Source organism: Cryobacterium sp. TMB3-10, from assembly GCF_004402305.1.
GTDB lineage: Bacteria > Actinomycetota > Actinomycetes > Actinomycetales > Microbacteriaceae > Cryobacterium > Cryobacterium zongtaii.
On sequence record NZ_SOGH01000026.1, the window covers coordinates 85,135 to 106,844 of the forward strand.

Here is a 21,710-nt window from a genome sequence, read left to right on the forward strand (position 1 = left end):
TCAGTTCAACTCCTCTAGCGCCTTGGTCTGTTTGAAGCTGATGATCGACACGAGGGCGACGAGCACGAAGATCAGGATCGAGAAGGCGCTCGCGAGTCCGTAGTCCCGGTTGGCGCCGACGAACGCAACCTTGTAGACCATCGAGATGAGGATGTCGGTGGCTCCGACGTTCACCCCCGCTGTCACGTCTCGCGGCCCACCGTTGGTGAGCATGTAGATGAGGTTGAAGTTGTTGAAGTTGAATGCGAACGAGGCGATCAACAACGGGGAGACCGAGACGAGCAGCAGCGGCAGCTTGATCAGCCTGAACACCTGCCAGGGCTTGGCGCCGTCGACGGTGGCCGCTTCCTGCAGTTCGTCGGGGATGGATTGCAGTGCTCCGGTGCAGACCAGGAACATGTAGGGGAAGCCCAGCCAGAGGTTCACGAAGATGATGCTGAACTTCGCCAGCCACTCGTTGGTGAGCCAGGGAATCTCCGCCCCGCCGAACAGGACCTGGTTGATGAAGCCGAACTGCGGGTTGAGCATGCCCGCCCAGACCAGTGCCGAGAGGAAGGCGGGGAAGGCGTAGGGCAGGATCATGACGACGCGGTAGACGTTGCGGCCGCGCATCCGCAGATCGTTGAACACGATCGCCAGGAACAGGCCGAGGGCGAAGGTGGTGGCCACCGACAGGAACGCGAAGGCGAAGGTCCACAGGGTCACGCTGATCAGCGGACCGCGGATGGAGTCGGTGCCGAATGCCTTGGCGAAGTTGGCCAGGCCCACTTCCACCTTCCAGCCGGGCTGCAGGTCGGCGCCGTCTTCGGCGATGAACGAGCCCTGGGAGGGGTCTTCGGTGTAGACGACACCGGTGCTGGCGTCGGTCATGGTGCCGGCCGCCTCGTCGTAGACGAGGTCGGAGAGGTAGAGGTAGGCGGCGGAGCCGTCCGGGGTGCGCAGGCTGCCGTCGTTGGGGTCGTCGGAGACGGGGACCGCGAGAGCGGCGATGGCCTCCTGGTTGTTCACGATGTCGGAGAAGTTCAGCGTGGTGTAGCCGGGCAGGGCGATGGCCTGGCCGGAGGCATCCGTCTCGGCATCCGAGACGCGCTCAAGGGGCGCGTCCGGGTTGCCGACGCTGATCTCGCCGTCGGGGTCGGTGACCAGGAAGCTGTAGGCGCCGGCCTGTTCGAGCACGGTGACGGCGTAGCTGGGTGAGTCCGGCACGCGTTCCTGCGAGGAGAGGATCAGCGAGTTGACCGCGTCTTCTTTGGTGCTGTTGTGGCCCGTGCCGTAGTTGGTGAAGGCGATGTAGCCGGAGTAGCCGATGACGAAGATCTGGAAGATGATCAGGAAGATCAGACCCGGCGTGAGGTATTTGGCCGGGAGGCCCTTGGCGCGGAAGTAGATCCCGTTGACGACGATGGTGACCAGCAGCACGAGGCTGAAGACCAGCCAGTCCTGCTTGATGAAGAGCACGAAGAGCGCGTAGACGCTGATCGCGTCGACGATGCCGAGCAGCAGTACCTTGACCAGCAGCACCTTGATGCCCGCGGATGCGGCTTCGGCGATGCGGCCCGCCTGCCGGGATTTCTTGGCGGCGACGATCTGGGCCCGATCGCGCTCGGTTCCGGGGGTAGTCATCATTGTCTGCTCTCTAGCCGCCAGGCGGTGATCGTGCGGGTGCTGCGTGCGGATGGTGCGGTGCGCCCGACCCGGTGGGGCCGGGCGCACTCGGTGGTGCTGGTTATTCGATGGCGGAGGCGATGTCCGCGGTCATCTTCTGCCACAGCTGCACCGGGTCACCCTGGTTGCTGATGATCGCAGCCTCGGTGACGCCCCAGAACTGCCAGACCTTGCCCATCTGTGGGATGTTGGGCATCGGCACGGCGGTGGCGCCGACGGCGCCGAATCCGGCGGTGATGGGGTCGGAACTGGCGGCCTCGAACGCGGCGGTCAGTGCCGGCGGACGTCCACCGACCTCGTAGAGTGCGGTCTGCACGTCTTCGCTGCCGATGTAGTTCACCAGGAACTCGTTCGCCGCGATGGCGTTCTTGGTCTTGGCGCTCACCATGAAGCCCGCCACGCCCACGAAGGGCTGGGCAGCCTGGCCACCGGCCGACGGCACGGCGTCAACGGACACGTCGATGCCGGCAGCCTGGGCGTCCGGCACGTTCCACGGTCCGGTCAGAAGGAACGGCGAGGCACCGGCGTAGAACTTCTCCTTGGCGATGTCGCCCGTGAGGTTCACGCTCATGCGGCCTGCCGCACCCTCGGCGGCGAGCCAGGTGGCGAAGGCCTCTCCGCCGGCGTTGCCGACGGTGAGGTCATCGGGGTTGTAGCTGCCGTCGGCATTGGTGCCGAACACCGGGGCCCCGAAGGAGGTCTGGAACGGGTACAGGTGGTACGGGTCGGCCTCGGGGCCGATCTGTACCAGGTAGGGGAATTCGGTTCCCGCGGCGACGCCGGCGGCGGTCATCTCGTCGAAGGTGGCCGGGGCGGTGGGGGCCAGCGCGGTGTTGCGCAGCAGGGCGATGTTCTCGATGGAGTACGGAACGCCGTAGGTCGTGCCCTCGTAGCTCATGGCGGTGACGGCGACCTGCTGGTAGTCGGCCGCGGTGTCGCCGAGCTCGACGGGCTGCACAACGCCGTTGCTGACGAAGTTACCGAGCCAGTCGTGCGCGGCGACGGTGATGTCCGGCCCCTTGCCGGTGGGGACCTGGGCGATGAACTCTTCCTGGATCTTCGCGAAGTCCTTCTGCACCAGCTTGACCTCGACGCCGGACTCCTTGGTGAAGGCCGCGGCGGCGTCCTTCAGCACGGCGGCGCGGTCGGCGTCCACCCACACTGTCAGGGCGCTGGAGTCGGCCTCCGACGAGGTGTCGCCCGAGTTCGAACCGGCCGAGCAGCCGGCCAGGGCCAGGGACGCTGCGACGGCAATTGCGCCGGCGGCCAGCAGGCCATTCTTCTTCACCATCATTGGTGTGCCTTTCATAATCAACATTGACATTTTGTGCAAGCGGTTACATGTATACCTGCCATTTCCTCGATTGGCAACCCAGTGTGTGGTTATCGACAGCTCTGATGCCACATTCGCCAGCAACGTTTGTGGAAGCGCTTGCATGCATCTCAAAATGCCGTAGTGTGTCCGTCATGACAGGCACAGAGTGGTGGCGTAACGCCGTTATCTATCAGATCTACCCACGGTCGTTCGCTGACGCGAACGGCGACGGCATGGGCGACCTCGCCGGCATCCGCTCCAGGCTGCCGCAGCTCGCCGAATTGGGGGTGGACGCCATCTGGCTGTCACCCTTCTACACGTCGCCGCAGCGCGACGCCGGCTATGACGTCTCCGACTACTGCGATGTCGATCCCCTGTTCGGCACCCTGTCCGACTACGACAAGATGCAGGCCGCCGCGCACGACCTGGGCATCCGGGTGATCGTCGACATCGTGCCGAACCACTCCTCGAGCGACCACCCGTGGTTTCAGGCCGCACTGGCCGCCGGCCCCGGCAGCGAAGAGCGCGGCCACTACATCTTCCGCGACGGCCTGGGCGAGAACGGTGAGCTTCCGCCGAACAACTGGGAGTCCGTGTTCGGCGGCAACGCCTGGACCCGCACGACCGACCCGGACGGCACCCCCGGCCAGTGGTACCTCCACCTCTTCGACACCACCCAGCCCGACTTCGACTGGGACAACGAGTGGGTGCGCGCCGAGTTCCGGGATGTGCTTCGCTTCTGGCTGGACCGCGGCGTCGACGGATTCAGGGTGGATGTCGCCCACGGCATGATCAAGGCCAAGGGCCTGCCCGACTACACCCCGCCCGTCGACGGCGGCAGCATGGGCGGCGCGACCACCGCGCTCGAACCCGGCGTTGTGGCGGAGCCCGTCGCCGGAGCCCCGTATTGGGCCCAGGACGGCGTGCACGACATCTACCGCGACTGGCGCATCGTGCTCGACGAGTATGACGGTGACCGGATCCTGGCCGCTGAGGCCTGGGTCGACCCGCTCGAGCGGGTAGCGCAGTGGGTGCGTCCGGATGAGATGCACCAGGCCTTCAATTTCGCCTACCTGGAGACGCCGTGGCAGGCTCCCGCGCTCCGCCGCGTGATCGACGATTCGCTCGCCGCGTTCAGCTCCGTTGGCGCGCCGAGCACCTGGGTGCTCTCCAACCACGATGTCGTGCGCCACGCGTCCAGGCTCGCGCTCACCGCCGACAACCTGCAGGGTCACGGCATCGGCCCGAACACCGTCGGCCTGCCGGACACCGAGGTGGGACTGCGTCGCGCCCGCGCCGCATCCGCCCTGATGCTCGCGCTGCCGGGGTCGAGCTACATCTACCAGGGCGAAGAACTCGGCCTGCCCGAGGTCATCCACCTGCCCGATTCGTCGCGGGAGGACCCCACCTGGTTCCGCACCAACGGTGAGCGCTACGGCCGCGACGGCTGCCGGGTGCCCATCCCGTGGGAAGGCGCCGAGCCGTCGTACGGCTTCGGGCCGAGCGCCCAGAGCTGGCTGCCCCAGCCCGCCGAGTGGGCCACCCTGGCCCGCGACGCGCAGGCCGGTGTGGAGGGCTCGACCCTCGAGCTCTACACCGATGCCCTCGCCCTGCGCCGCGCGAACGAACTCGGCTTCGGCTCGGTGGACTGGCTGCCCTCGCCCAGCGAGGACGTGCTCGTATTCCGCAACCGGAATGTCGTGGTGGTCGCCAACACCGGCGACCAGCCCATCGAGCTGCCCGCCGGCGATGTGCTGCTTTCCAGCGCCACCCTCACCGGGCGCACGCTGCCGGGTGACACCACGGCCTGGCTGCAGGGCTGACCACCTCGCATCACCGAGTAGTCGCCACTCCCCCGCTCGCAGCTCGCTCCCAGCGAGTACCGATGCGGGGGATGGCAGACTCGAGGTGGCCACCGGCGTTCGCTGGGCCGCCGTTGATTGGGGAGCGCTCGTGACTGACCAGGTTGTCGAATGGCCCAGTGACCTCCGGGAAATCCGGACCGAGCTCACCCGGTTCATGATGTCGTACAAGTTCGCGACCGACGAGATGATGACCAAGGTCAACATCCTCAAGGAAGAATTCAGCGCGATCCATGACTACAGCCCGATCGAGCACGTCAGCCACCGGCTCAAGTCGCCGGAGGGCATCCTCAAGAAGGCCAACCGCAAGGGTTACCCGCTGGACCTCGAGGGCATCCGCGAGAACATCCAGGACATCGCGGGCATCCGGATCACCTGCAGCTTCATCTCGGACACCTACAGGGTGCTCGAGATGCTCACCGGTCAACGGGACATCACTGTGCTGCAGGTCAAGGACTACATCAAGAACCCCAAGCCCAACGGCTACAAGAGCCTGCACCTGATCGCGGCGATCCCGGTGTTCATGTCCGACCGGGTGCAGCCCGTCACCGTCGAGGTGCAGATCCGCACCGTGGCCATGGATTTCTGGGCGAGTCTCGAGCACAAGATCTTCTACAAGTACGACGGCGCGGTGCCGACCGCGCTGGTGGGTGAGCTCAAGCAGGCCGCCGACGTGGCCAACCGGCTCGACATCGACATGGAACGCCTGCACGACCAGGTCGTGTCGTTGGGCGAAGCGTCCGAGCCCGTGACGCCGCGAGAGGCACGGCCGGCCCAGCACGGGGCGGACGGCGTCGCACCGTTCCCGCTCCCCCGGTCGCTGCTCGAGGCGTTTCTCGCCAAAGAAGCCTGACCCGGACCTCGCGAAAGCGGGCTTCTGGTCGCCTCGACGCCCGCGAAGCGGCCACCTGACCGCTCTCGCGGGATGCCTGGGGCGCGAGACCGCCGTTGATCGAGCCTGTCGAGATCAGGCGAAGCGCGAGCTAGTTGGTGTTGGCGTAGAGCCAGGCGAGCGGGTCGGTCTTGGTGCCGTTGATACCACCGAGGCGGATCTCGAAGTGCAGGTGCGGGCCCGTCGACATGCCCGTGGAGCCGACCTTGCCGAGGACCTGGCCGACCTTGACGACGTCACCGGTCTTCAGCAGCATCGAGCCGTGGATCATGTGCGCATAGACGCTGGAGACCAGCTTGCCGTCGATCATGTGATCGATGATCATGTGCACGCCGAGGCTGCCCTCGCCGTCCTCGGTGAAGCTGACCACACCGTCGGCGATTGCCTGGGTGGGGGCGCCGAGGCCGGGGTTGAAGTCCTGGCCGCCGTGGTTGACCGAGCAGCCTGCGCAGTTGCGGTAGCCGAACTGGTCGCCCACGTGCACGCCGACCGCGAACGGCCACTGGATGGTTCCGTTCGGGTTGTTGCTGAACGTGTCTTCCATACGGATGCCGCTCGCCGCCGCGACCTCGGCGATGGACTGCGACTGGTAGCTGTCCTGTTCGACGGTGATGGTGTCTGTGCCGTTGGCCAGGTTGATGACCTGGGCGGGGTCGGCGCCGCTCGTGGGCTTCTTGGCTTCGAGGGCCGCGGCCTGCACGTCGCTGGAGGACAGCAGCGCCTCGGCGGGGATCGAGGTGGCGACGGCCATCAGTGCGACGAAGGTCATCGCGATGATCGACCCACCCTTGGTGGCCAGCATGCGCATACGGTGGTGTCCCGAACGTGCCGATGCCACACCGGGCTTGGCGGAGGACGGTAGGGCCCGGGTGCGAGGAACGAAGGCGGGCAGCGTGTGCTCCGGCTCACTCGGCTCCGTGCGGGCCTGTGACGCCGCAGCAGGCTCGCCGGCCGGCGCCTGGTCGTCGATCGCCTGCACGGCGCGCAGCTGGGCACGCAGGGCCGCGCGAGACGGCAGGATGATCGTCGTGGTCGTGGTGTTCGGGGAAACGTCGCTTGGGATCTGCTCGTAGGCCGGCTCGGCAGGCAGCGCCAGATCGCGTTCCTTGAGAACGACGGTCTCGAGGTGAGGTTCGGCCAGTCCGGCACCGACCAGGAGGTGCGCCGCGGGCGACAGCTCGGTGACCGGCTGGGGTTCCACGTCGGAGACGGCAACAAAGTCGGCGGTTTCGGTGGGTGCCGGCTCGGTTACCGGCGTCGGTTCGGCGGCCAGCTCCGCGCGACGCTCGAGCTCGCGCTGTTCGCGACGCGTGAGCGTGCGGTGCGGTGCGAGGGCCGGCTCGGTCGAATCAGTGCTGCCGAGGTCGCTCTGTGAGAGGTCACTGGAGTCGGCTGCGGGGGCATCCGACAACGGGGTGTGACGTGACAAAGGACGGGTACTTTCGGCGCGTTGGACAGGGCTAGAGGCTCGCGTTTTGACGTGAGCCAAAGTAACGAATAGATAAAGGCTAGCTTGCGGAGCGCCGGATGGCCATTTGATGTCGGCAAATCACACCCGAACACGGGGTGTATCCCTCCCTGTGGAGGATGCGCAAGGAGGGCCAGGCGTGATAGCGGATCGGGCGTCTGCCCCGCCATCCAGCGGGTGCGGAGCCGTCAGCGGCACTCCGATTCTCAAATGTCGTCGTCGGCCATAAATTGCTCGAAAAGATTCGCGAGCAGCGGCTCGGCGGTGGCGTACAGATCGGGCGCGGCCGCGATGAGAAGGCTGACGCCTTCACGGTCCGCGCCGAACGCGCCCACCCGGGCGCCGGCCTCCGTGGCGACGAGGGCCCCGGCGGCGTGATCCCAGGGGTGCAATCCGCGCTCGTAGTAGAGGTCCAGCCGGCCGGCGGCCACCGAGCACAGGTCCAGTGAGGCCGCGCCCATCCGCCGCACGTCACGGACCTGGCTGATCAGACCGTGCAGGACCTTCGCCTGGCGGGTTCGCCGGACCGAGTCGTAGGAGAATCCGGTACCGAACAGGGCCAACGACAACGGCACCCCGCTCGTCACCTGCAGCGCGCGCCCGTTCAGGTGCGCACCATCGCCGGCGCGGGCGGAGAACAGTTCGTCGATCGCCGGGTTGCGCACCGCGCCGGCCAGGGCGCTCCAGCTGGCCGGGTCGGCGTCGCCCTCGACCACGGCGATGCTCACGGCGTAACAGGGGATGCCGTAGAGGTAGTTGACGGTTCCGTCGATGGGGTCGACGACCCAGGTCAGTCCGGAGGTGCCCGCGGTGGCGGTGGACTCCTCGCCGCAGAAGCCGTCGTCGGGTCGCGCATCCGCGAGCAGGCCGCGGATGAGCGCCTCGGTCTCCCGGTCCGCGAGCGTGACCACGTCCTCCGGGGACGACTTCGACGCGGCGATCTGCACGCCTTCCGCCCGCCGGCGACGGGCGAGCTCTCCGGCCACCATCGCGGTCTCCTGGGCGAGGGTGAGCAGTTCGGTCGTGGCGGAAGGGGTCATCTGACCACGGTACGCCCGAGCGGTAACGGGCGGGTTAACGCACAAACGCGCCGGAGGCCCGGCGCGTTGTGGTGGTGCTGGTCTTGCCCCATTCTTGCTGTGGCGAGTGCGAGATTCGAACTCACGAAGGCTACGCCGTCTGATTTACAGTCAGATCCCTTTGGCCGCTTGGGTAACTCGCCAGTGCATACCCGGCCATATGTAGCCACGTGACCGGAGACGCTCAGACAGAATACAAGCCGAAGGGCCCAAGTGCGAAATCAGGGTGGGCGGCCGGGCGCCGAACCGGTGGATATGATCACTTCACACCCCCTCTTGCACGCCGGTTAGGAACCCGAATGGTCGGAATCGACGAGGTCGCCCGTCGCGCGGGCGTCTCCACCGCCACGGTTTCGCGCGCCCTGAGCGGCAACGGCCACGTGTCGCCCACGACCAGGCTCAAGGTCAAGGCCGCGGCCCTGGAGCTGGGCTACGTGGTGTCGTCGAACGCGTCCAGCCTGGCGTCGGGTCGCATGAAGAACATCGGCGTGGTCGTGCCGTTCCTGAATCGGTGGTTCTTCTCCAGCGTCGTCGAGGGCGCTCAGAAGGAACTGCTGCACAACGGCTACGACCTCACCCTCTACAACCTCACCGGCGGCGGCGACGAGCGCCGCAGCGTCTTCGAGCACTTCCTGCTCCGTCAGCGGGTGGATGCCGTGATCGCGATCTCGCTGGAACTGACCGAGAGCGAGGTGGCCAGGCTGCACGCGCTCGGCAAGCCGCTCGTGGGCGTCGGCGGCCCGATCACGGGCGTGCGCACCCTGACCATCGACGACGCGGCCGTGGCCCGGCTCGCCACCGAGCACCTGCTCGCGCTCGGCCACACCCGGATCGCCCACATCGGCGGCACCAAGGACTACGACCTCGACTTCCACCTGCCCACCAACCGGCGCTTCGGCTACGAGGCTGCCCTGGAAGCCGCCGGTATCGGCGTGGCCCCCGAGCTGTTCCAACCGGCCGACTTCACCATCCGTGGCGGTTACCAGGCGGCGAAGCAGCTGCTGGGCAGCCCGCACGACCGTCCGACGGCGATCTTCGCCGCGTCGGACGAGATGGCGATCGGCAGCATCCTGGCCGCTCGGGACCTGGGCCTGGTCGTGCCGCGGGACGTCTCGGTGATCGGCATCGACGACCACGAACTGGCGGACTTCTTCGGCCTGAGCACCATCGCGCAGTTCCCGCAGGGCCAGGGCGCCAAGGCCGTGGAGATCCTGATGGACCAGCTGCATCCTGGCCAGCACGACCAGGCGGCCCTGAACACTCCGATGCCGTTCGAGCTGATCGTGCGCTCGAGTACGGCACGCCCCGGCGACTGATCAGAGCGCCGTCGGGCGGCATCCGGCCCTTCTCGGTAACATGGCTCTCATGGCAGATTCTACGTTCGACATCGTCAGCAAGGTCGACCCCATGGAGATCGACAACGCGCTCAACCAGGCTCACAAAGAGGTGGCGCAGCGCTACGACTTCAAGAACGTCGGGGCATCCATCGAAATGAGCGGCGAGAAGGTGCTCATGAAGGCGAACACCGAGGAGCGCGTCAAGGCGATCCTCGAGGTGTTCGAGTCGAAGCTGATCAAGCGCGGCATCTCGCTGCGCAGCCTCGACGCCGGTGAGCCGTACCCGTCGGGCAAGGAGTACCGCATCGAGGCCAGCATGAAGGCCGGAATCGACCAGGAGAACGCGAAGAAGATCAACAAGATCATCCGCGACGAGGGCCCCAAGGGCGTCAAGAGCCAGATTCAGGGCGACGAACTGCGCGTGAGCTCGAAGAGCCGCGACGACCTGCAGTCCACGATGGCCCTGCTCAAGGGCAAGGACCTCGACGTGGCCCTCCAGTTCGTCAACTTCCGCTAGTTCCCCTTCCGCGAACTATGACTTAAGCCCCAGAATCTTCCGAGATCTGGGGCTTTTCTCACGGTTCGCGGATGGTCAGGGCGCGTAGGCGCGGAGCCACCGGGTGAGGGCGGCGTAGGCCGCTTCGCGCGGCGCCTCGGCGGAGAGGACGACGTCGTGCAGGGCTCCCTCGATGCGCGCCACCGTCACCGTCGCACCCAGCCGCACGGCGGCCCTGGCGATGTCGTTCACCACCAGGACGCTGTCGCTGTGCCGCATCTGCTCGCTCCAGCGCGGCAGGATCGTGGACCGCGCCGACAGCAGCGTGAGGATAGGCACCTCGATGCCCAGTCCGGCCGCCACGGCGGCGTGTCCCTCGAGCACCGCGTTCAGCCAGGCCCGGGGCGGTGGGAAACCGCGCGGCGGGCGCCAGCGTGGTTCGTAGGACCACTCGCCGTCGAACTCGGACGAGACCGAGCGGCTGTAGAAGCCCAGGTCCACCTGGGGCAGGGTGCCCAGCGGCTGCACGCGGGCGCCCAGCTGCACGAGCGGCGTGATGAAGGCCCGGCCCACACCGCCGGCCTGAAACTCCAGCCACGGGCTGTTCAGCACGAGCGCATGGGCCCGCCCCGGGTGCCTGGAGGCCCACAGGCTCAGGGTGAGGCCGCCGGTGGAGTGCCCCATCAGCACCAGCCGCCGCCGCGAGGGCCGTTCGGCGTTTTCGCCGTGGCCCATCGCGGCAAGGGCGGCTTCGATGTCGGCGTCGTAGGTGGCCAGGTCGGCCACGAAGCCGGGTGTCTGATGCTCCCGCAGGCTGCGCCCGTACTTCCGCAGATCGAGGGCGTAGAACCGGGCGCCGAGACCGTGCCAGTGCTCGGCGAGGCCGGTCTGGAAGAAGTAGTCCGACCATCCGTGCAGGTAGAGCACATCGGTGCCGTGCGCCGGGGCCGCCGGCGACACCAGGTCGGTCAGGGGCGGGCGGTGCCGCACCAGCGTGGCGACGACCTCCCCTTCGCCGTCGCTGCCCAGCGGCAGGGTAGCTGCCTGGTAGTCACTGCCCAGGATGTCGTCCTGCCAGGCCACAGCACGCGAGCCGTGAGCTAAGCCCCCGAATCGTTCGATTTTCGGTGCTTTGCTCACGGCTCGCCGCTTGCCTACAGTTCGGCGGGGACTTGGGCTCGGGAGACCTCGACCATTTCGTGGCGCGGGACGACCTTGACGCGCACACGGCCCTGCTCGGCGCCGAGCGCCAGCTCGTGCTGGTCGAGGTGGTGCCAGCCGTCGAGGTTGGTGTACGCCACGCCGCGGGACTCCAGCAGCTCCACGATGCTCTGCTCCTCGGGCGCTTCTGGCCGCCACCAGTTGCCGACGTCGTTGATCAGGTGCCGCACGGTCTCCATCGCGTCGGACTTGGTGTGCCCGATCAGGCCCACCGGTCCGCGCTTGATCCAGCCGGTGGCGTAGACGCCGTACATCTGCTGGCTGCCGGTGCTGGACTCGAAGCCGGGCTCACCCTTCCAGAGCACTTGGCCCTCGCGGTTGGGGATCACGCCGCGCTTCTTGTCGAACGGGATGCCGGGCAACGACGAGCCGTAGTAGCCGACCGCCCGGTAGATGGCCTGGATCGGCAGCTCGCGGATCTCGCCGGTGCCGTGCACACCGCCATGGCCATCCGGTGCGGTGCGCTCATACCGGAAGCCGCCGACGTGGCCGTTGCCGTCGTCGGTGACCTCCACCGGTCGGGCGAAGAAGTGCAGGTGCAGCCGACGCGATGCCTGGCCGGTCTCGCGCTTCCGCCACTGGTTGAGCACCTTGTCGATCACGAAGACCTGCTTGTTGCTGGCCACCGCCGCGCGGGCGGCGTCGTCGTAGTCGAAGTCCTCGTCGTAGACGATGATGTCCACGTCGGGCAGCTCGCCGAGTTCGCGCAGCTCCAGCGGGGTGAACTTCACCGAGGTGGGGCCTCGGCGCCCGAACACGTGCACATCCGTCACCGGGGAGGCCTTGAGTCCGTCGTAGACGTTGGCCGGGATCTCGGTGGGCAGTAGGTCGTCGGCGTGCTTGGCGAGCATGCGGGAGACGTCGAGGGCGACGTTGCCGTTGCCGATCACCGCGACGGACTTTGCCTCGAGCGGCCAGGTGCGCGGCACGTCGGGGTGGCCGTCGAACCAGCTCACGAACCTCGCGGCGCCATAGGAGCCCTCGAGTTCGATGCCGGGGATGGGCAGGTTGGCGTCGTGCACGGCGCCGGTGGCGAAGATGACCGCGTTGTAGTGCTTCTTGAGGTCATCGAGGGTGATGTCGGTGCCGTAGCGCACGTTCCCGAACAGGCGGATGTCGCCGCGATCCAGTACGTCGCGGAGCGCGTTGATGATGCCCTTGATGCGGGGGTGGTCCGGCGCCACGCCGTAACGCACCAGCCCGTAGGGGGCCGGCAGGTGGTCGAACAGGTCGATGGAAACGTCGAAGTTTCGCTCGGCCTTCAGGAGGATGTCTGCGGCGTAGATGCCGGCGGGGCCCGCACCGACGATGGCCAATCGCAACTTGGTCATGGAAGCCTTTCTAGCTGGATCGCTCGACGATGGTCTCGGCGAAGCGGGTGAGCGCCTTCTTGACCGAGCCGTTCGGCAGGGGGGCAAGGGCGGCAACGGCATCACGGGCCCAACCGTGAGCCTCCGCGAGGGTCTGGGTGGTCACGTCGTGTTCGCGCAGAGCCGTGATGGCGGAGTCGGCGGCCTCGGTGGCCACGCCGGCGCTGCTCATCACATCGGCCTCGAGGCGGGCGGCCAGGTCGGCGGCGCGCACATCCGTTGCCGCACGCTCACGCAGGCGCAGCAGCGGCAGGGTGGCGACCCCGGCGCGCAGATCGGTGCCGGGCACCTTGCCGGTCGCCTCGGGCTGCGGCGACAGGTCGAGCACGTCGTCGATGAGCTGGAAGGCGACACCGATCCGCTCGCCGAAGAGCACGACGGGCTCCTCGAATTTCTCGGGAGCGTTGGAGAAGATGATCCCGGCCTGGGCGGCGGCGGCGATCAGGGAGCCGGTCTTGTCGGCGAGCACCTGGATGTAGTGCTCGATCGGGTCCTCGCCGTCCTTGGGTCCGACGGTCTCGTGCAGCTGGCCGAGCACCAGGCGTTCGAAGGTGTCGCCCTGCAGGCGCACCGCGCGTTCGCCGAGTCTGCCCATCAGCTGGTTGGCGCGGGAGAAGAGCAGGTCGCCGGCGAGGATGGCGATGGAGTTGCCCCAGACCACCTGGGCGCTGGGCACGCCGCGGCGCTTCTCGGCATCGTCCATGACGTCGTCGTGGTACAGCGAGGCGAGGTGGGTGATCTCGATGGCGGCGGCCGCGCGGACCACGTCGGGGATGGTGCCGTCGCCGAGGTGGGAGGTGAGCAGCGCGAGCATCGGGCGCACGCGCTTGCCGCCGGCGTCGAGCAGGTACCGGCTGGTCACGGCGGCGATCTCGTCGGCGAAGACGAGTTCACCCAGCAGGGTCGTCTTCACCTCTTCGAGGCCTTTGTCGATGCTGGCAGCCAGGCCGCGGTCGGCGGGGGTGGAGAAGATTCGATCGCTCAGGCCCAGCTGCGACGTTACCGACGGGCTCCGGCGGGCCACGGGGGCGGTCAATTTCACTCTGTCAGCCTAACGATCGGATCTGGGAGTTTCAGGAGGTTGAAGCGGGGGCGTGCTCGGTCTTGATTCCGCGGTGCAGAGCCACGATACCGAGACTGAGGTTGCGGTACGCCACGGCATCGTATCCGGCGTCGCGCAGCCAGGCGCTGAGGGTGGGCTGGTTCGGCCAGGCCGCGATGGACTCGCCCAGGTAGTCGTAGGCCTCGGCGTTGGAGGACGCCAGCTTCACGATGCGCGGCATCACATGATTGAGGTAGGCGAAGTAGCCCACCCGGATGGGCGCGACGGGCGGGGTGGAGAACTCGCAGATGACCACGCGGCCGCCGGGCTTGGTGACCCTGTAGAACTCCGCGAGGGCCTTCTTGGGCTCCACCACGTTGCGCAGGCCGAACGAGATGGTGACGGCGTCGAACTCGCCGTCCTTGAACGGCAGCTGGGTGGCATCCGCCTGCACGAACTCAACGTTGGGGTTGTCCGCGTGCCGTTCGCGGCCCACCTTGATCATGCCCGCGGAGAAGTCGGCGGCCACCACGTGCGCGCCGGTGTGCGCGAGGGCCACGCTGGAGGTGCCGGTCCCGGCGGCGATGTCGAGGATCCGCTCGCCGCGGCGCGGGTTGACGGCCCTGGTCGTGGCGACGCGCCACAACGAGGCGTTGCCCACCGAGAGCAACGCGTTGGTGCGGTCGTAGTGGGTCGAGACCAAATCGAACATGGCGGCGACCTGCGCGGGCTGCTTATTTAGATCTGCTCTACTCACCGGTCCAGTCTAGATTGCGACGCGCGGCCCGGGTATCCGCGGGCGCGGGCTTAGGGTAGACAAGTGAATGCGCCAGCTCTAACGGTTGAGACCTCCCCGATTGCCGACATTCGCCAGCTGATCCTGCTGCTCGACGAGCGGCAGCCGCTGCTCTGGATGCGCCGCAACCAGGGCCTCGCCGGCATCGGCACGGCCCTGCGCCTGGAGTTCTCCGGGCCCACCCGCATGACGGATGCCGCCGCAGCCTGGCGCGATGTCGTCGCGGCCGCCACGGTGACCGACCCGCTGGCGCGCACGGGCACCGGCCTGCTGGCCTTCGGCACCTTCGCCTTCGACGACTCCTCCAGCCAGACCAGCGTGCTCATCGTCCCCGAGCTGATCGTGGGCCGCGAGGACGGTCAGTGCTGGGTCACCCGGATCTGGCCCACCGGCCAGGCCGCCCCCGAGATTCCGCTGGCGCTGCACCCGCTCGGTGACGAGTACCGCATCTCCCTGCTGCCCGGCGCCCTGAAGCCGGCCGACTACCGGGCGGCCGTCGCCGCCGCGGTGGACCACATCGGCGCCCAGGAGCTGAGCAAAGTGGTGCTCGCCCGCGACCTCGTCGGCCGGCTGCCCGCCGAGTCCGACCTGCGTCTGCTGCTGACCGAACTGGCCCTGGGCTACCCGGACTGCTGGACATACGCCGTCGACGGACTCGTCGGTTCCAGCCCGGAGACCCTGATCCGGGCCGACCACAACGAGGTCAACGCCCGCGTGCTGGCCGGCACCATTTCCCGCGGGGCGGATGCCGCGGCCGACCTCGAGGCCGCCCTCGCGCTGGCCACCTCGAGCAAGGACGGCGACGAACACGAGTTCGCCGTGCAGAGTGTGCTCGCCGCGCTACGTCCGCACACCTCGGTGCTCACCACGAGTGAGATCCCGTTCACGGTGAAGCTGCCCAACCTGTGGCACCTGGCCACCGACGTCGAGGGCACCCTGAGCGACGGGTCCACCTCCCTCGACCTGATCGCGGCGATGCACCCGACCGCGGCGGTCGCCGGCACCCCCACGCTGGACGCTCTCGCGCTCATCCGCGAGTTGGAGCCGTTCGACCGCGGTCGCTACGCCGGCCCGGTGGGCTGGGTCGGCGCGGACGGCGACGGCGAGTGGGCCATCGCGCTGCGCTGCGCACAGGTGTCCCCCACCGGCAACATCACGGCGTACGCCGGCTGCGGCATCGTCCTGGACTCGGACCCCGACCGTGAGCTGGCCGAAACCAAGATGAAGTTCCGCCCCGTTGTCGAGGCCTTCGGCTGACAGCCGCTCGGGCGCTCGGGCATCCGGTCATCCGCCGGCCAGTCGCCGACCGCAACTGTTCCCGCTCTGGACAAATGGTCCCGGCACACCGGACGCAATTGTCCGTAGCGGGCCCATTTGGCGGATGTTTCGCGCGGCCGAGCCGGCACGGACAGGCCTATCCGGGCAGGTTGCTGGCGGTCTGCACGAGTGTCATCACCATGAAGATGATCATGCCGATGTTGAACACCACCGCCCACAACGAAAAGATCAGGCCGATCCGGCCGAAGTTGCGCCGATTCGATCGCCTCTTGGCGAGCACGCTCAGAATTGCTCCGGTCACTCCGAGCACCAGACCGAACACCGGAAACCATCCGAAGAGGAACGCCACCATGCCGACAACGAGCGCCCACACACCGAGCGCATCTGCTCCGGCTTCGCCAGCGGACTTCGGCGCCGCCGTCTGCGCGGGATGATGGCGCACAGGTACGCCGACGCTCGATGCGGCCGGGGCCTTCCATGGTGAGTTCGCGCTCATGGTGCACCGTACCGCGGGCCTAGGCGGGCAGGTTGTTGGCCTGGGTCACAATGAGGACGACCACGATCACGTCGACGACGATGTTGGTCAATACCGCCAGGATCGAGAGGATCAGAGCGGTCAGGCCGAGCTCCGGACGGTTCGAGCGCCGCCTGGCCAGGAGGCCGAGGATCACGCCGACGCTGCCGATGATCAGGCCGAGCACGGGCATCCAGCCGCAGAGGAATGCGACGACGCCGACGATCATGGCGGACAGGGCGAGCGTGTCTGCCTTGACCCTGGCCGGCGGAGAGGCGGCGGGTGCGGGTGGTACGGTCCTACCGGGCATGGGGCACTCCTTGGCCGTTCCGCACGTCTGGCACGGAACGAGTGCAACGGTACCAAACCCGCCAACGCCCCGCACCGCCTGTCGCGCAGAGCGCAGCCGGGCGCACGTGTCCGCACCGGCAACACAAAAGGCCGGCTTCCAGTTAGCGGGCCAGGGGGACCTCGAGCAGGGTCGGGCGGGCCACCGGCGCCGTCAGGGCGCTCTCCAGGGTGCTGCGGGTCGCCGCCCGCGCGTAGTCCCAGCCGTAGGCGGTGGCGAGAGCCTCGAGATTCACTTGCTGCGGGGTGAAGAGCACTCTGTCGATGGCAGACGGGGCTGCGGTGGTCGCCACCTCGAGGCCGTCGAAGATGGTGCCGCCGCCGTCGTTGCCCACGATCACCTGCAGCCGCGGTCGCACCTCACCGGGCGCAATCAGCAGTGAGCCGGCGTCGTGCAGCAGGGTCACGTCGCCGACGAGCAGCCGGGTCGTGCCCGTCGACAGCGGATGCGGGCCCGCCTGGCTGGCCAACGCGATGCCCAGCGCCGTGGCAATGGTGCCGTCGATGCCGGCCAGACCACGGTTGGCGTGCACGGGGATCTTCTTGCCCGCCACCCGGCTGTCCAGCTCGCGGATCAGCCGGGACGCGCCCAGCACCAGGCGGTCGTGCGGCCAGGAGGCGCGCCACACGGCGTCGGCGAGCATTGCCCGGGTGACCGGGGCCTTCATCGCCGCGAACTCGGCCTTGGACAGGCCGTGGGTGTTGAAGGCCGGGGCGTCGAGCTCGGTGTCCTCGGCCAGGATGCTCCGGCTCGCCATCACCCACCGGCCCACCCAGGCCCTGGCCTCGCGGGTTCCCGCTACGGCGATCGCCTCGTCGGTGGCGGCAACGGCGCGCGCGAACCTCGCTACCCGGTGCCCGGGATTGTACCACTCGAGGCCGGCCGGGGCCACGACGATGGTCTGTACGGCTTCACGCAGCACGAGCGCCGGGATCTCCCGGCTGAGGGTGGGGTGGCCGAACACGATCACGCGTTGCACCTGGCCGCCGAAGTCGGCGTCCCCGAGCAGTTCGCGGTAGGCCACGACGAGGTTCGGACCGAACCTGGCGCCGCTGGAGACCTCGGCGATCAGCGGCCAGCCGGCGAGTCGGGCCAGCTCCTCCGCGGCCGGCCCGGCACCGGCGCCGGCGACGACGACGGTGCGGGGACCCGGCGGCAACGGATGCGGCGGATCGGCGGGCGCCGCCGCATCCGGCCGGCCCGGCAGGGACGCAGCAGCGGCGACGGCCTCGAGCTCGACGGCGGCCGACAACGGCTCACGGAACGCCAGGTTCAGCTGCACGGGGCCGGGGTTGTTCGTCTGGGTGCCCAGCGCCGTCGCGTAGGCCAGCCGGGCCAGGGCGAGCGCGGTGCCAGACTCCCCCACGGTTCCGTCGGGGGCTGCCACGTCCTCGCAGAGACGCACGGCCTCCGCAAAGATCCCCGGCTGCACGGTGGTCTGGTTCGAACGGATGCCCCGCAGCTCGGCCGGCCTGTCGGCGGTGAGCAGGATCATGGGCACCACGGAATGGTGTGCCTCGAGCACCGCGGGATGCAGGTTGGCCACAGCGGTGCCGGAGGTGCAGACCACCAGAGCGGGGCGACCGCTCTCGATGGCGAGCCCGAGCGCGAGAAAGCCCGCCCCGCGCTCGTCGATGCGCACGTGCAGGCGCAGCAGGCCGAGCCGTTCGAATTCGGTGGCTGCCAGCGCCAGCGCCTGGGACCGTGACCCCGGGCTGAGCACGATGTCGCGCACACCGAGGCTCACGAACTCGGCCAACAATGCCACGCTGAAGTCGGTGGCGGGGCTGCCGCTCGGCGCGACCGGACGCACGAGTGCGGTGTCAGGCAGGGTGGTCGAGCCGGAAACGTCGGTGGTCTCAGGCATCCCGTCGGCCCGGCTGGTCACCCTCACCGGGTTCGATCTTCTTGGGGTCGACTCCGGCGGTGCCGGGATGGGATGTGTCGTCGGCCGGCGGGTCCATCTTGTCGAAGTCGGCCAGTTCCTGCTCGAGATCGCGGATGCGCTGGTCCTGGTCCTTCACGCGGTCCAGGCCGCGCAGGAAGTCGGAGTCGTCGTCGGGGGCCATCGACCGGGTGACCCGGCCGCCGGTGTTCGCGGCGGTGCTGCGGCGGCCGCGACCGATCACCAGCCACAGCACGGCGCCGATCACCGGCAGCAGGATGATCATCAGGATCCAGGCCCACCGGGGCACGCCACGTATACGATTGCGGTCGAACAGCGCGCAATCCACCACCGCATACACGGTGAGAATGACGACGACGACTCCGAGGCCGAACAACAGGCGGAACATGCTGCTAATTGTAGGCCGGTCAGCCGAGAGATCGGTGAGTACTCTCAGCGGCACGGTTTAAGCTGCAAGTATGAAAGCTGTTCCGGCCTGGTTGGTCTTCACCGTGCTCCGCGTCCTGATGTTCGTCGTGCCCTTCGTGGTGCTGTCACTGCTGGGCATCGAGGGCTGGTTGGCGGCGCTGCTCGCCGCGGTGATCGGCCTGTGCCTGTCCTACATTTTCCTTCGCGCCCGGCGCGAAACGGTGGCCCGCGGTCTTTACGAGGTGCGGCACCGCGACAAGGAGCCCGTGCACCCGGATGCCGAGTCGGAGGACGCCGCCGTCGACCGCGCCGCGGCTTCTCAGACCAACGTCGGCCGCACCCCGCCCGCGCCGTAGTCGTCCGCTCGTAGTCATCCGCTGAGCGGGCGGCTCGACGCTACCTGTTGCCGCTGCGGGCAACAGTTGTGCCGTTACAGGGCGAAGGCCAGCCCGAGCGTGATGCCGTAGAGCAGCGCCGCCAAGCTGGTGAGCTTGAGCACCAGGATCAGTTCCTTCGCCGTCTTCGCGGTCGCCACGATCAGGCAGGCCGGCAGCACCAGGAGCAGCACGAAGAAGGTGAGCCAGGCCAGCGGGTAGAACAGCGCGAAGAAGCCCGCGATGGCGAAGGGCACCAGCAGGAACACGCAGAACACCACGCGGGATGCCCGGGCGCCGATCCACACGGCGAGGGTGCGCTTGCCGGCGGCCTTGTCCGGCTTGATGTCGCGCAGGTTGTTCACCATCAGCACCGCGCAGGCGATCAGGCCGATGGCGACGGCGCTCAGCCAGCTCTCCAGGTTGACGGTGCCCACCTGCACGTAGGTGGTGCCGACCGTGGCCACCAGGCCGAAGAAGACGAACACGAACAGTTCGCCCAGGCCCAGGTAGCCGTACGGCTTCTTACCGCCGGTGTAGAACCAGGCCGCCACGATGGCCAGGGCGCCCACGGCGAGCAACCACCAGTACTGGCTCACCACCACGAGCACCAGGCCGGCGACGGCGGCGATGCCGAAGAAGGCCAGCGCCACGGTGAGCACGGCGCGGGGCTTGGCGGCTCCCCCACCGGTGAGGCGAGCCGGGCCGACCCGGTGGTTGTCGGTGCCGCGGATGCCGTCGGAATAGTCGTTCGCGTAGTTCACACCGATCTGCAGGCTCACCGCCACCACCAGCGCGAGCAGTGCCCGCACCCAGTGGAACTCGCCGGCGCCACCGGCCACGACAGCGGCTCCGGTTCCCAGCGCCACCGGCGCGACGGCCAGCGGCAAGGTGCGGAGGCGCGCGCCGGAGATCCAGTCGCCGGCAGTTGCCGGCCCGCTGCGTGCGGGTCCGGTCCTCGCAGAGTTCTTCCGGGCCGGGTTGCCCGACTTCGCCGGGTACTTGGGCCCGGTCGGTGCCGTGTTCCGGGCGCCGTTCTGGCTGGTCTGACGGGACTTCTGTTGTTTCGGCTCGTTCGGCCGCGCTCCATGTGCCACGCCCTCATGTTACCGGCCGCATTCGGGTCTCCGCCGGGTCACCGCCGGGCCGTCGGGCGGTCCCGCGGGCCGGGCCCTCAGCGTGCGATGAACGCTTCCAACGCCTGCCGGTCCGGCTTTCCCGAGGCCAGGAGCGGGAGGGTCTCGACGGTCACGATGCGAGAGGGGCGGGCGGCGCGGCCCAGAGCCGAGGCCGCGGCGGCGCGCACGGCTTCCAACGCCGGCGGCGCAGCGGCTACCAGCACCACCACCGGTGTCTGCCCCCAGACCGGGTCGGCGGCGCGCACCACGACGGCCTCGCCCAGCCCGGGGAGGCTGCGCACGAGGGCCTCGACGGCATCGAGCGACACTTTCTCACCGCCGGAGACGATCACGTTGTCGGCCCGGCCGGTGACGCTCACGGTGCCGTCGACGGCGACCGCACCCAGGTCGCCCGTGCGGTACCAGCGCACGCCGTGGTCGTCCCGGAATCTGTCGCCGGTGCGATCCTCAACGCCGAGGTACCCGTCGGCGAGTACCGCTCCGCTGATCTCGAGCTGCCCGTCGACGGCACGCACCAAGGTGTTGCCGATCGGGACGCCGTCGTACACGCAGCCGCCGGCGGTCTCGGACGAACCGTAGGTGCGCAACACGCGGATCTTCTGCCGTTCGGCCCGGTCGATCAGTGCCGGGGCCACGGCCTGGCCGCCCACGAGGATGCCGGTGAAGCGCCGCAGCACGGTCAGGATCGCCGGGTCGGCGTCGGCGGCATCCAGCAGCCGGGCCAGCTGCACGGGAACCAGCGAGGTGAACCGCAACGGTTCGACGAGGCGGCGGGCGTACTCGGCGAAGACGACGGGATCGAAGTGGCCGGGCGGCAGCAGAACGGGTTCGGTGCCGGCCACGATCGACCGCACGAGCACCTGCACGCCGGCGATGTAGTGGGCGGGCAGGGCGAGCAACCATTGGCCGTCGCCGCCGAGGGCCACGCTCGACGCTGCCGCGGAGGCGAGCAACGCGTCGGTGCTGAGCATCACCCGTTTGGGCGCGGCCGTCGAGCCCGATGTTTCGATCACCACGGCCACTCGGCGCGGCACCGGTCCGAGCCCGGCCCGGTCGGCCCCGGTTCCGTTGTCGGCCGTAGGCGACGGCACCGGCACCGGTAGCAGCGCGTCACCCGTGGCGGAGAGCGCCAGGCGCAACTCGGTCAGCAGGTGCAGCGGATCCCCGGCGGGAACGGCGCGGACGGGCCTCACCGCATC

General features: G+C 68.6%; 20 protein-coding genes and 1 tRNA gene. 6 read left to right on the forward strand and 15 right to left on the reverse strand.

The genetic code is table 11. From position 1 onward, the window contains the following. Both E3T22_RS14345 and E3T22_RS14350 read right to left on the reverse strand, forming a co-directional pair. Positions 1–1,626: an ABC transporter permease subunit gene (locus E3T22_RS14345; RefSeq protein ID WP_088454991.1), complete on the reverse strand. Its 1,626-nt coding sequence runs from the start codon at positions 1,624–1,626 to the stop codon at positions 1–3. A 100-nt stretch (positions 1,627–1,726) separates the two neighbouring features. Continuing rightward, positions 1,727–2,959, reverse strand: a complete 1,233-nt coding sequence (locus E3T22_RS14350; protein ID WP_088454990.1) for a maltose ABC transporter substrate-binding protein — start codon at positions 2,957–2,959, stop codon at positions 1,727–1,729. A 173-nt stretch (positions 2,960–3,132) separates the two neighbouring features. Here E3T22_RS14350 and E3T22_RS14355 point away from each other — a divergent pair, with 173 nt between their 5' ends. Beyond that, positions 3,133–4,803: a glycoside hydrolase family 13 protein gene (locus E3T22_RS14355; protein ID WP_134480912.1), complete on the forward strand. Its 1,671-nt coding sequence runs from the start codon at positions 3,133–3,135 to the stop codon at positions 4,801–4,803. Between the two features lie 130 nt (positions 4,804–4,933). Next, complete coding sequence (locus tag E3T22_RS14360) at positions 4,934–5,695, forward strand: GTP pyrophosphokinase family protein (RefSeq protein ID WP_240632336.1); 762 nt, start codon at positions 4,934–4,936, stop codon at positions 5,693–5,695. A 130-nt stretch (positions 5,696–5,825) separates the two neighbouring features. Here the strand turns inward: E3T22_RS14360 and E3T22_RS14365 are convergent, their stop codons facing one another. From E3T22_RS14365 to E3T22_RS14375, 3 genes are all read right to left on the reverse strand, one after another. Then, on the reverse strand, positions 5,826–7,163 hold the full coding sequence (locus E3T22_RS14365; protein ID WP_133159696.1) for a M23 family metallopeptidase: 1,338 nt from the start codon (positions 7,161–7,163) through the stop codon (positions 5,826–5,828). Positions 7,164–7,408: 245 nt separating this feature from the next. Next, positions 7,409–8,242: an inositol monophosphatase family protein gene (locus tag E3T22_RS14370; RefSeq protein ID WP_088454988.1), complete on the reverse strand. Its 834-nt coding sequence runs from the start codon at positions 8,240–8,242 to the stop codon at positions 7,409–7,411. Between the two features lie 100 nt (positions 8,243–8,342). Continuing rightward, positions 8,343–8,424, reverse strand: a tRNA-Tyr gene (locus E3T22_RS14375). 156 nt (positions 8,425–8,580) lie between these two features. Here E3T22_RS14375 and E3T22_RS14380 point away from each other — a divergent pair. Continuing rightward, the gene (locus E3T22_RS14380) at positions 8,581–9,597 is read left to right on the forward strand and encodes a LacI family DNA-binding transcriptional regulator (protein WP_088454987.1); all 1,017 of its coding nucleotides are present in this window, start codon (positions 8,581–8,583) and stop codon (positions 9,595–9,597) included. A 49-nt stretch (positions 9,598–9,646) separates the two neighbouring features. Next, the gene (locus E3T22_RS14385; protein ID WP_088457811.1) at positions 9,647–10,135 is read left to right on the forward strand and encodes a YajQ family cyclic di-GMP-binding protein; all 489 of its coding nucleotides are present in this window, start codon (positions 9,647–9,649) and stop codon (positions 10,133–10,135) included. Positions 10,136–10,210: 75 nt separating this feature from the next. Here the strand turns inward: E3T22_RS14385 and E3T22_RS14390 are convergent, their stop codons facing one another. From E3T22_RS14390 to E3T22_RS14405, 4 genes are all read right to left on the reverse strand, one after another. Beyond that, complete coding sequence (locus E3T22_RS14390) at positions 10,211–11,197, reverse strand: alpha/beta hydrolase (RefSeq protein WP_088454986.1); 987 nt, start codon at positions 11,195–11,197, stop codon at positions 10,211–10,213. 71 nt (positions 11,198–11,268) lie between these two features. Continuing rightward, the gene (locus E3T22_RS14395; protein WP_088454985.1) at positions 11,269–12,666 is read right to left on the reverse strand and encodes an FAD-dependent oxidoreductase; all 1,398 of its coding nucleotides are present in this window, start codon (positions 12,664–12,666) and stop codon (positions 11,269–11,271) included. A 10-nt stretch (positions 12,667–12,676) separates the two neighbouring features. Beyond that, complete coding sequence (locus E3T22_RS14400) at positions 12,677–13,747, reverse strand: polyprenyl synthetase family protein (protein ID WP_088454984.1); 1,071 nt, start codon at positions 13,745–13,747, stop codon at positions 12,677–12,679. Between the two features lie 31 nt (positions 13,748–13,778). Further along, the gene (locus E3T22_RS14405) at positions 13,779–14,504 is read right to left on the reverse strand and encodes a class I SAM-dependent methyltransferase (protein WP_241980050.1); all 726 of its coding nucleotides are present in this window, start codon (positions 14,502–14,504) and stop codon (positions 13,779–13,781) included. Positions 14,505–14,567: 63 nt separating this feature from the next. On the opposite strand from E3T22_RS14405, the gene E3T22_RS14410 reads away from it, so the two are divergent. Continuing rightward, complete coding sequence (locus E3T22_RS14410) at positions 14,568–15,800, forward strand: isochorismate synthase MenF (RefSeq protein WP_241980052.1); 1,233 nt, start codon at positions 14,568–14,570, stop codon at positions 15,798–15,800. 157 nt (positions 15,801–15,957) lie between these two features. On the opposite strand, the gene E3T22_RS14415 is transcribed toward E3T22_RS14410, so the two are convergent. The 4 genes from E3T22_RS14415 to E3T22_RS14430 all read right to left on the reverse strand — a co-directional run bounded on the left by E3T22_RS14415 (position 15,958) and on the right by E3T22_RS14430 (position 18,978). Beyond that, the gene (locus E3T22_RS14415; RefSeq protein ID WP_134480913.1) at positions 15,958–16,317 is read right to left on the reverse strand and encodes a hypothetical protein; all 360 of its coding nucleotides are present in this window, start codon (positions 16,315–16,317) and stop codon (positions 15,958–15,960) included. 19 nt (positions 16,318–16,336) lie between these two features. Then, complete coding sequence (locus E3T22_RS14420) at positions 16,337–16,645, reverse strand: hypothetical protein (RefSeq protein ID WP_103460561.1); 309 nt, start codon at positions 16,643–16,645, stop codon at positions 16,337–16,339. A 142-nt stretch (positions 16,646–16,787) separates the two neighbouring features. Further along, on the reverse strand, positions 16,788–18,551 hold the full coding sequence (gene menD, locus E3T22_RS14425) for a 2-succinyl-5-enolpyruvyl-6-hydroxy-3-cyclohexene-1-carboxylic-acid synthase (protein ID WP_134480914.1): 1,764 nt from the start codon (positions 18,549–18,551) through the stop codon (positions 16,788–16,790). Beyond that, positions 18,544–18,978 (reverse strand): PLD nuclease N-terminal domain-containing protein, encoded by a 435-nt coding sequence (locus E3T22_RS14430; protein WP_134480915.1) that lies wholly within the window; start codon positions 18,976–18,978, stop codon positions 18,544–18,546. Before E3T22_RS14430 ends, menD begins: the two co-directional genes overlap by 8 nt. Positions 18,979–19,048: 70 nt before the next feature. Between E3T22_RS14430 and E3T22_RS14435 the strand changes: the two genes are divergently transcribed. Continuing rightward, positions 19,049–19,354, forward strand: coding sequence for a DUF4229 domain-containing protein (locus E3T22_RS14435; RefSeq protein ID WP_088454980.1), 306 nt, complete (start codon positions 19,049–19,051; stop codon positions 19,352–19,354). 74 nt (positions 19,355–19,428) lie between these two features. Here the strand turns inward: E3T22_RS14435 and E3T22_RS14440 are convergent, their stop codons facing one another. Both E3T22_RS14440 and E3T22_RS14445 read right to left on the reverse strand, forming a co-directional pair. Further along, the gene (locus tag E3T22_RS14440) at positions 19,429–20,469 is read right to left on the reverse strand and encodes a 1,4-dihydroxy-2-naphthoate polyprenyltransferase (RefSeq protein ID WP_088454979.1); all 1,041 of its coding nucleotides are present in this window, start codon (positions 20,467–20,469) and stop codon (positions 19,429–19,431) included. A 77-nt stretch (positions 20,470–20,546) separates the two neighbouring features. After that, positions 20,547–21,704 carry an AMP-binding protein gene (locus E3T22_RS14445; RefSeq protein WP_174776267.1) on the reverse strand — a complete coding sequence of 386 codons (1,158 nt, stop codon included), beginning with the start codon at positions 21,702–21,704 and terminating at the stop codon, positions 20,547–20,549. Between the last annotated feature and the right edge of the window lie 6 nt (positions 21,705–21,710).

Bases quoted from the DNA above. Each gene is read 5' to 3' on its own strand.
- E3T22_RS14345 (WP_088454991.1), bottom strand. From the start codon at position 1,626: ATGATGACTACCCCCGGAACCGAGCGCGATCGGGCCCAGATCGTCGCC.
- E3T22_RS14415 (WP_134480913.1), bottom strand. From the start codon at position 16,317: ATGAGCGCGAACTCACCATGGAAGGCCCCGGCCGCATCGAGCGTCGGC.
- E3T22_RS14380 (WP_088454987.1), top strand. From the start codon at position 8,581: ATGGTCGGAATCGACGAGGTCGCCCGTCGCGCGGGCGTCTCCACCGCC.
- E3T22_RS14385 (WP_088457811.1), top strand. From the start codon at position 9,647: ATGGCAGATTCTACGTTCGACATCGTCAGCAAGGTCGACCCCATGGAG.
- E3T22_RS14435 (WP_088454980.1), top strand. From the start codon at position 19,049: ATGAAAGCTGTTCCGGCCTGGTTGGTCTTCACCGTGCTCCGCGTCCTG.
- E3T22_RS14420 (WP_103460561.1), bottom strand. From the start codon at position 16,645: ATGCCCGGTAGGACCGTACCACCCGCACCCGCCGCCTCTCCGCCGGCC.
- E3T22_RS14395 (WP_088454985.1), bottom strand. From the start codon at position 12,666: ATGACCAAGTTGCGATTGGCCATCGTCGGTGCGGGCCCCGCCGGCATC.
- E3T22_RS14350 (WP_088454990.1), bottom strand. From the start codon at position 2,959: ATGATGGTGAAGAAGAATGGCCTGCTGGCCGCCGGCGCAATTGCCGTC.
- E3T22_RS14430 (WP_134480915.1), bottom strand. From the start codon at position 18,978: ATGTTCCGCCTGTTGTTCGGCCTCGGAGTCGTCGTCGTCATTCTCACC.
- E3T22_RS14355 (WP_134480912.1), top strand. From the start codon at position 3,133: ATGACAGGCACAGAGTGGTGGCGTAACGCCGTTATCTATCAGATCTAC.
- E3T22_RS14370 (WP_088454988.1), bottom strand. From the start codon at position 8,242: ATGACCCCTTCCGCCACGACCGAACTGCTCACCCTCGCCCAGGAGACC.
- menD (WP_134480914.1), bottom strand. From the start codon at position 18,551: ATGCCTGAGACCACCGACGTTTCCGGCTCGACCACCCTGCCTGACACC.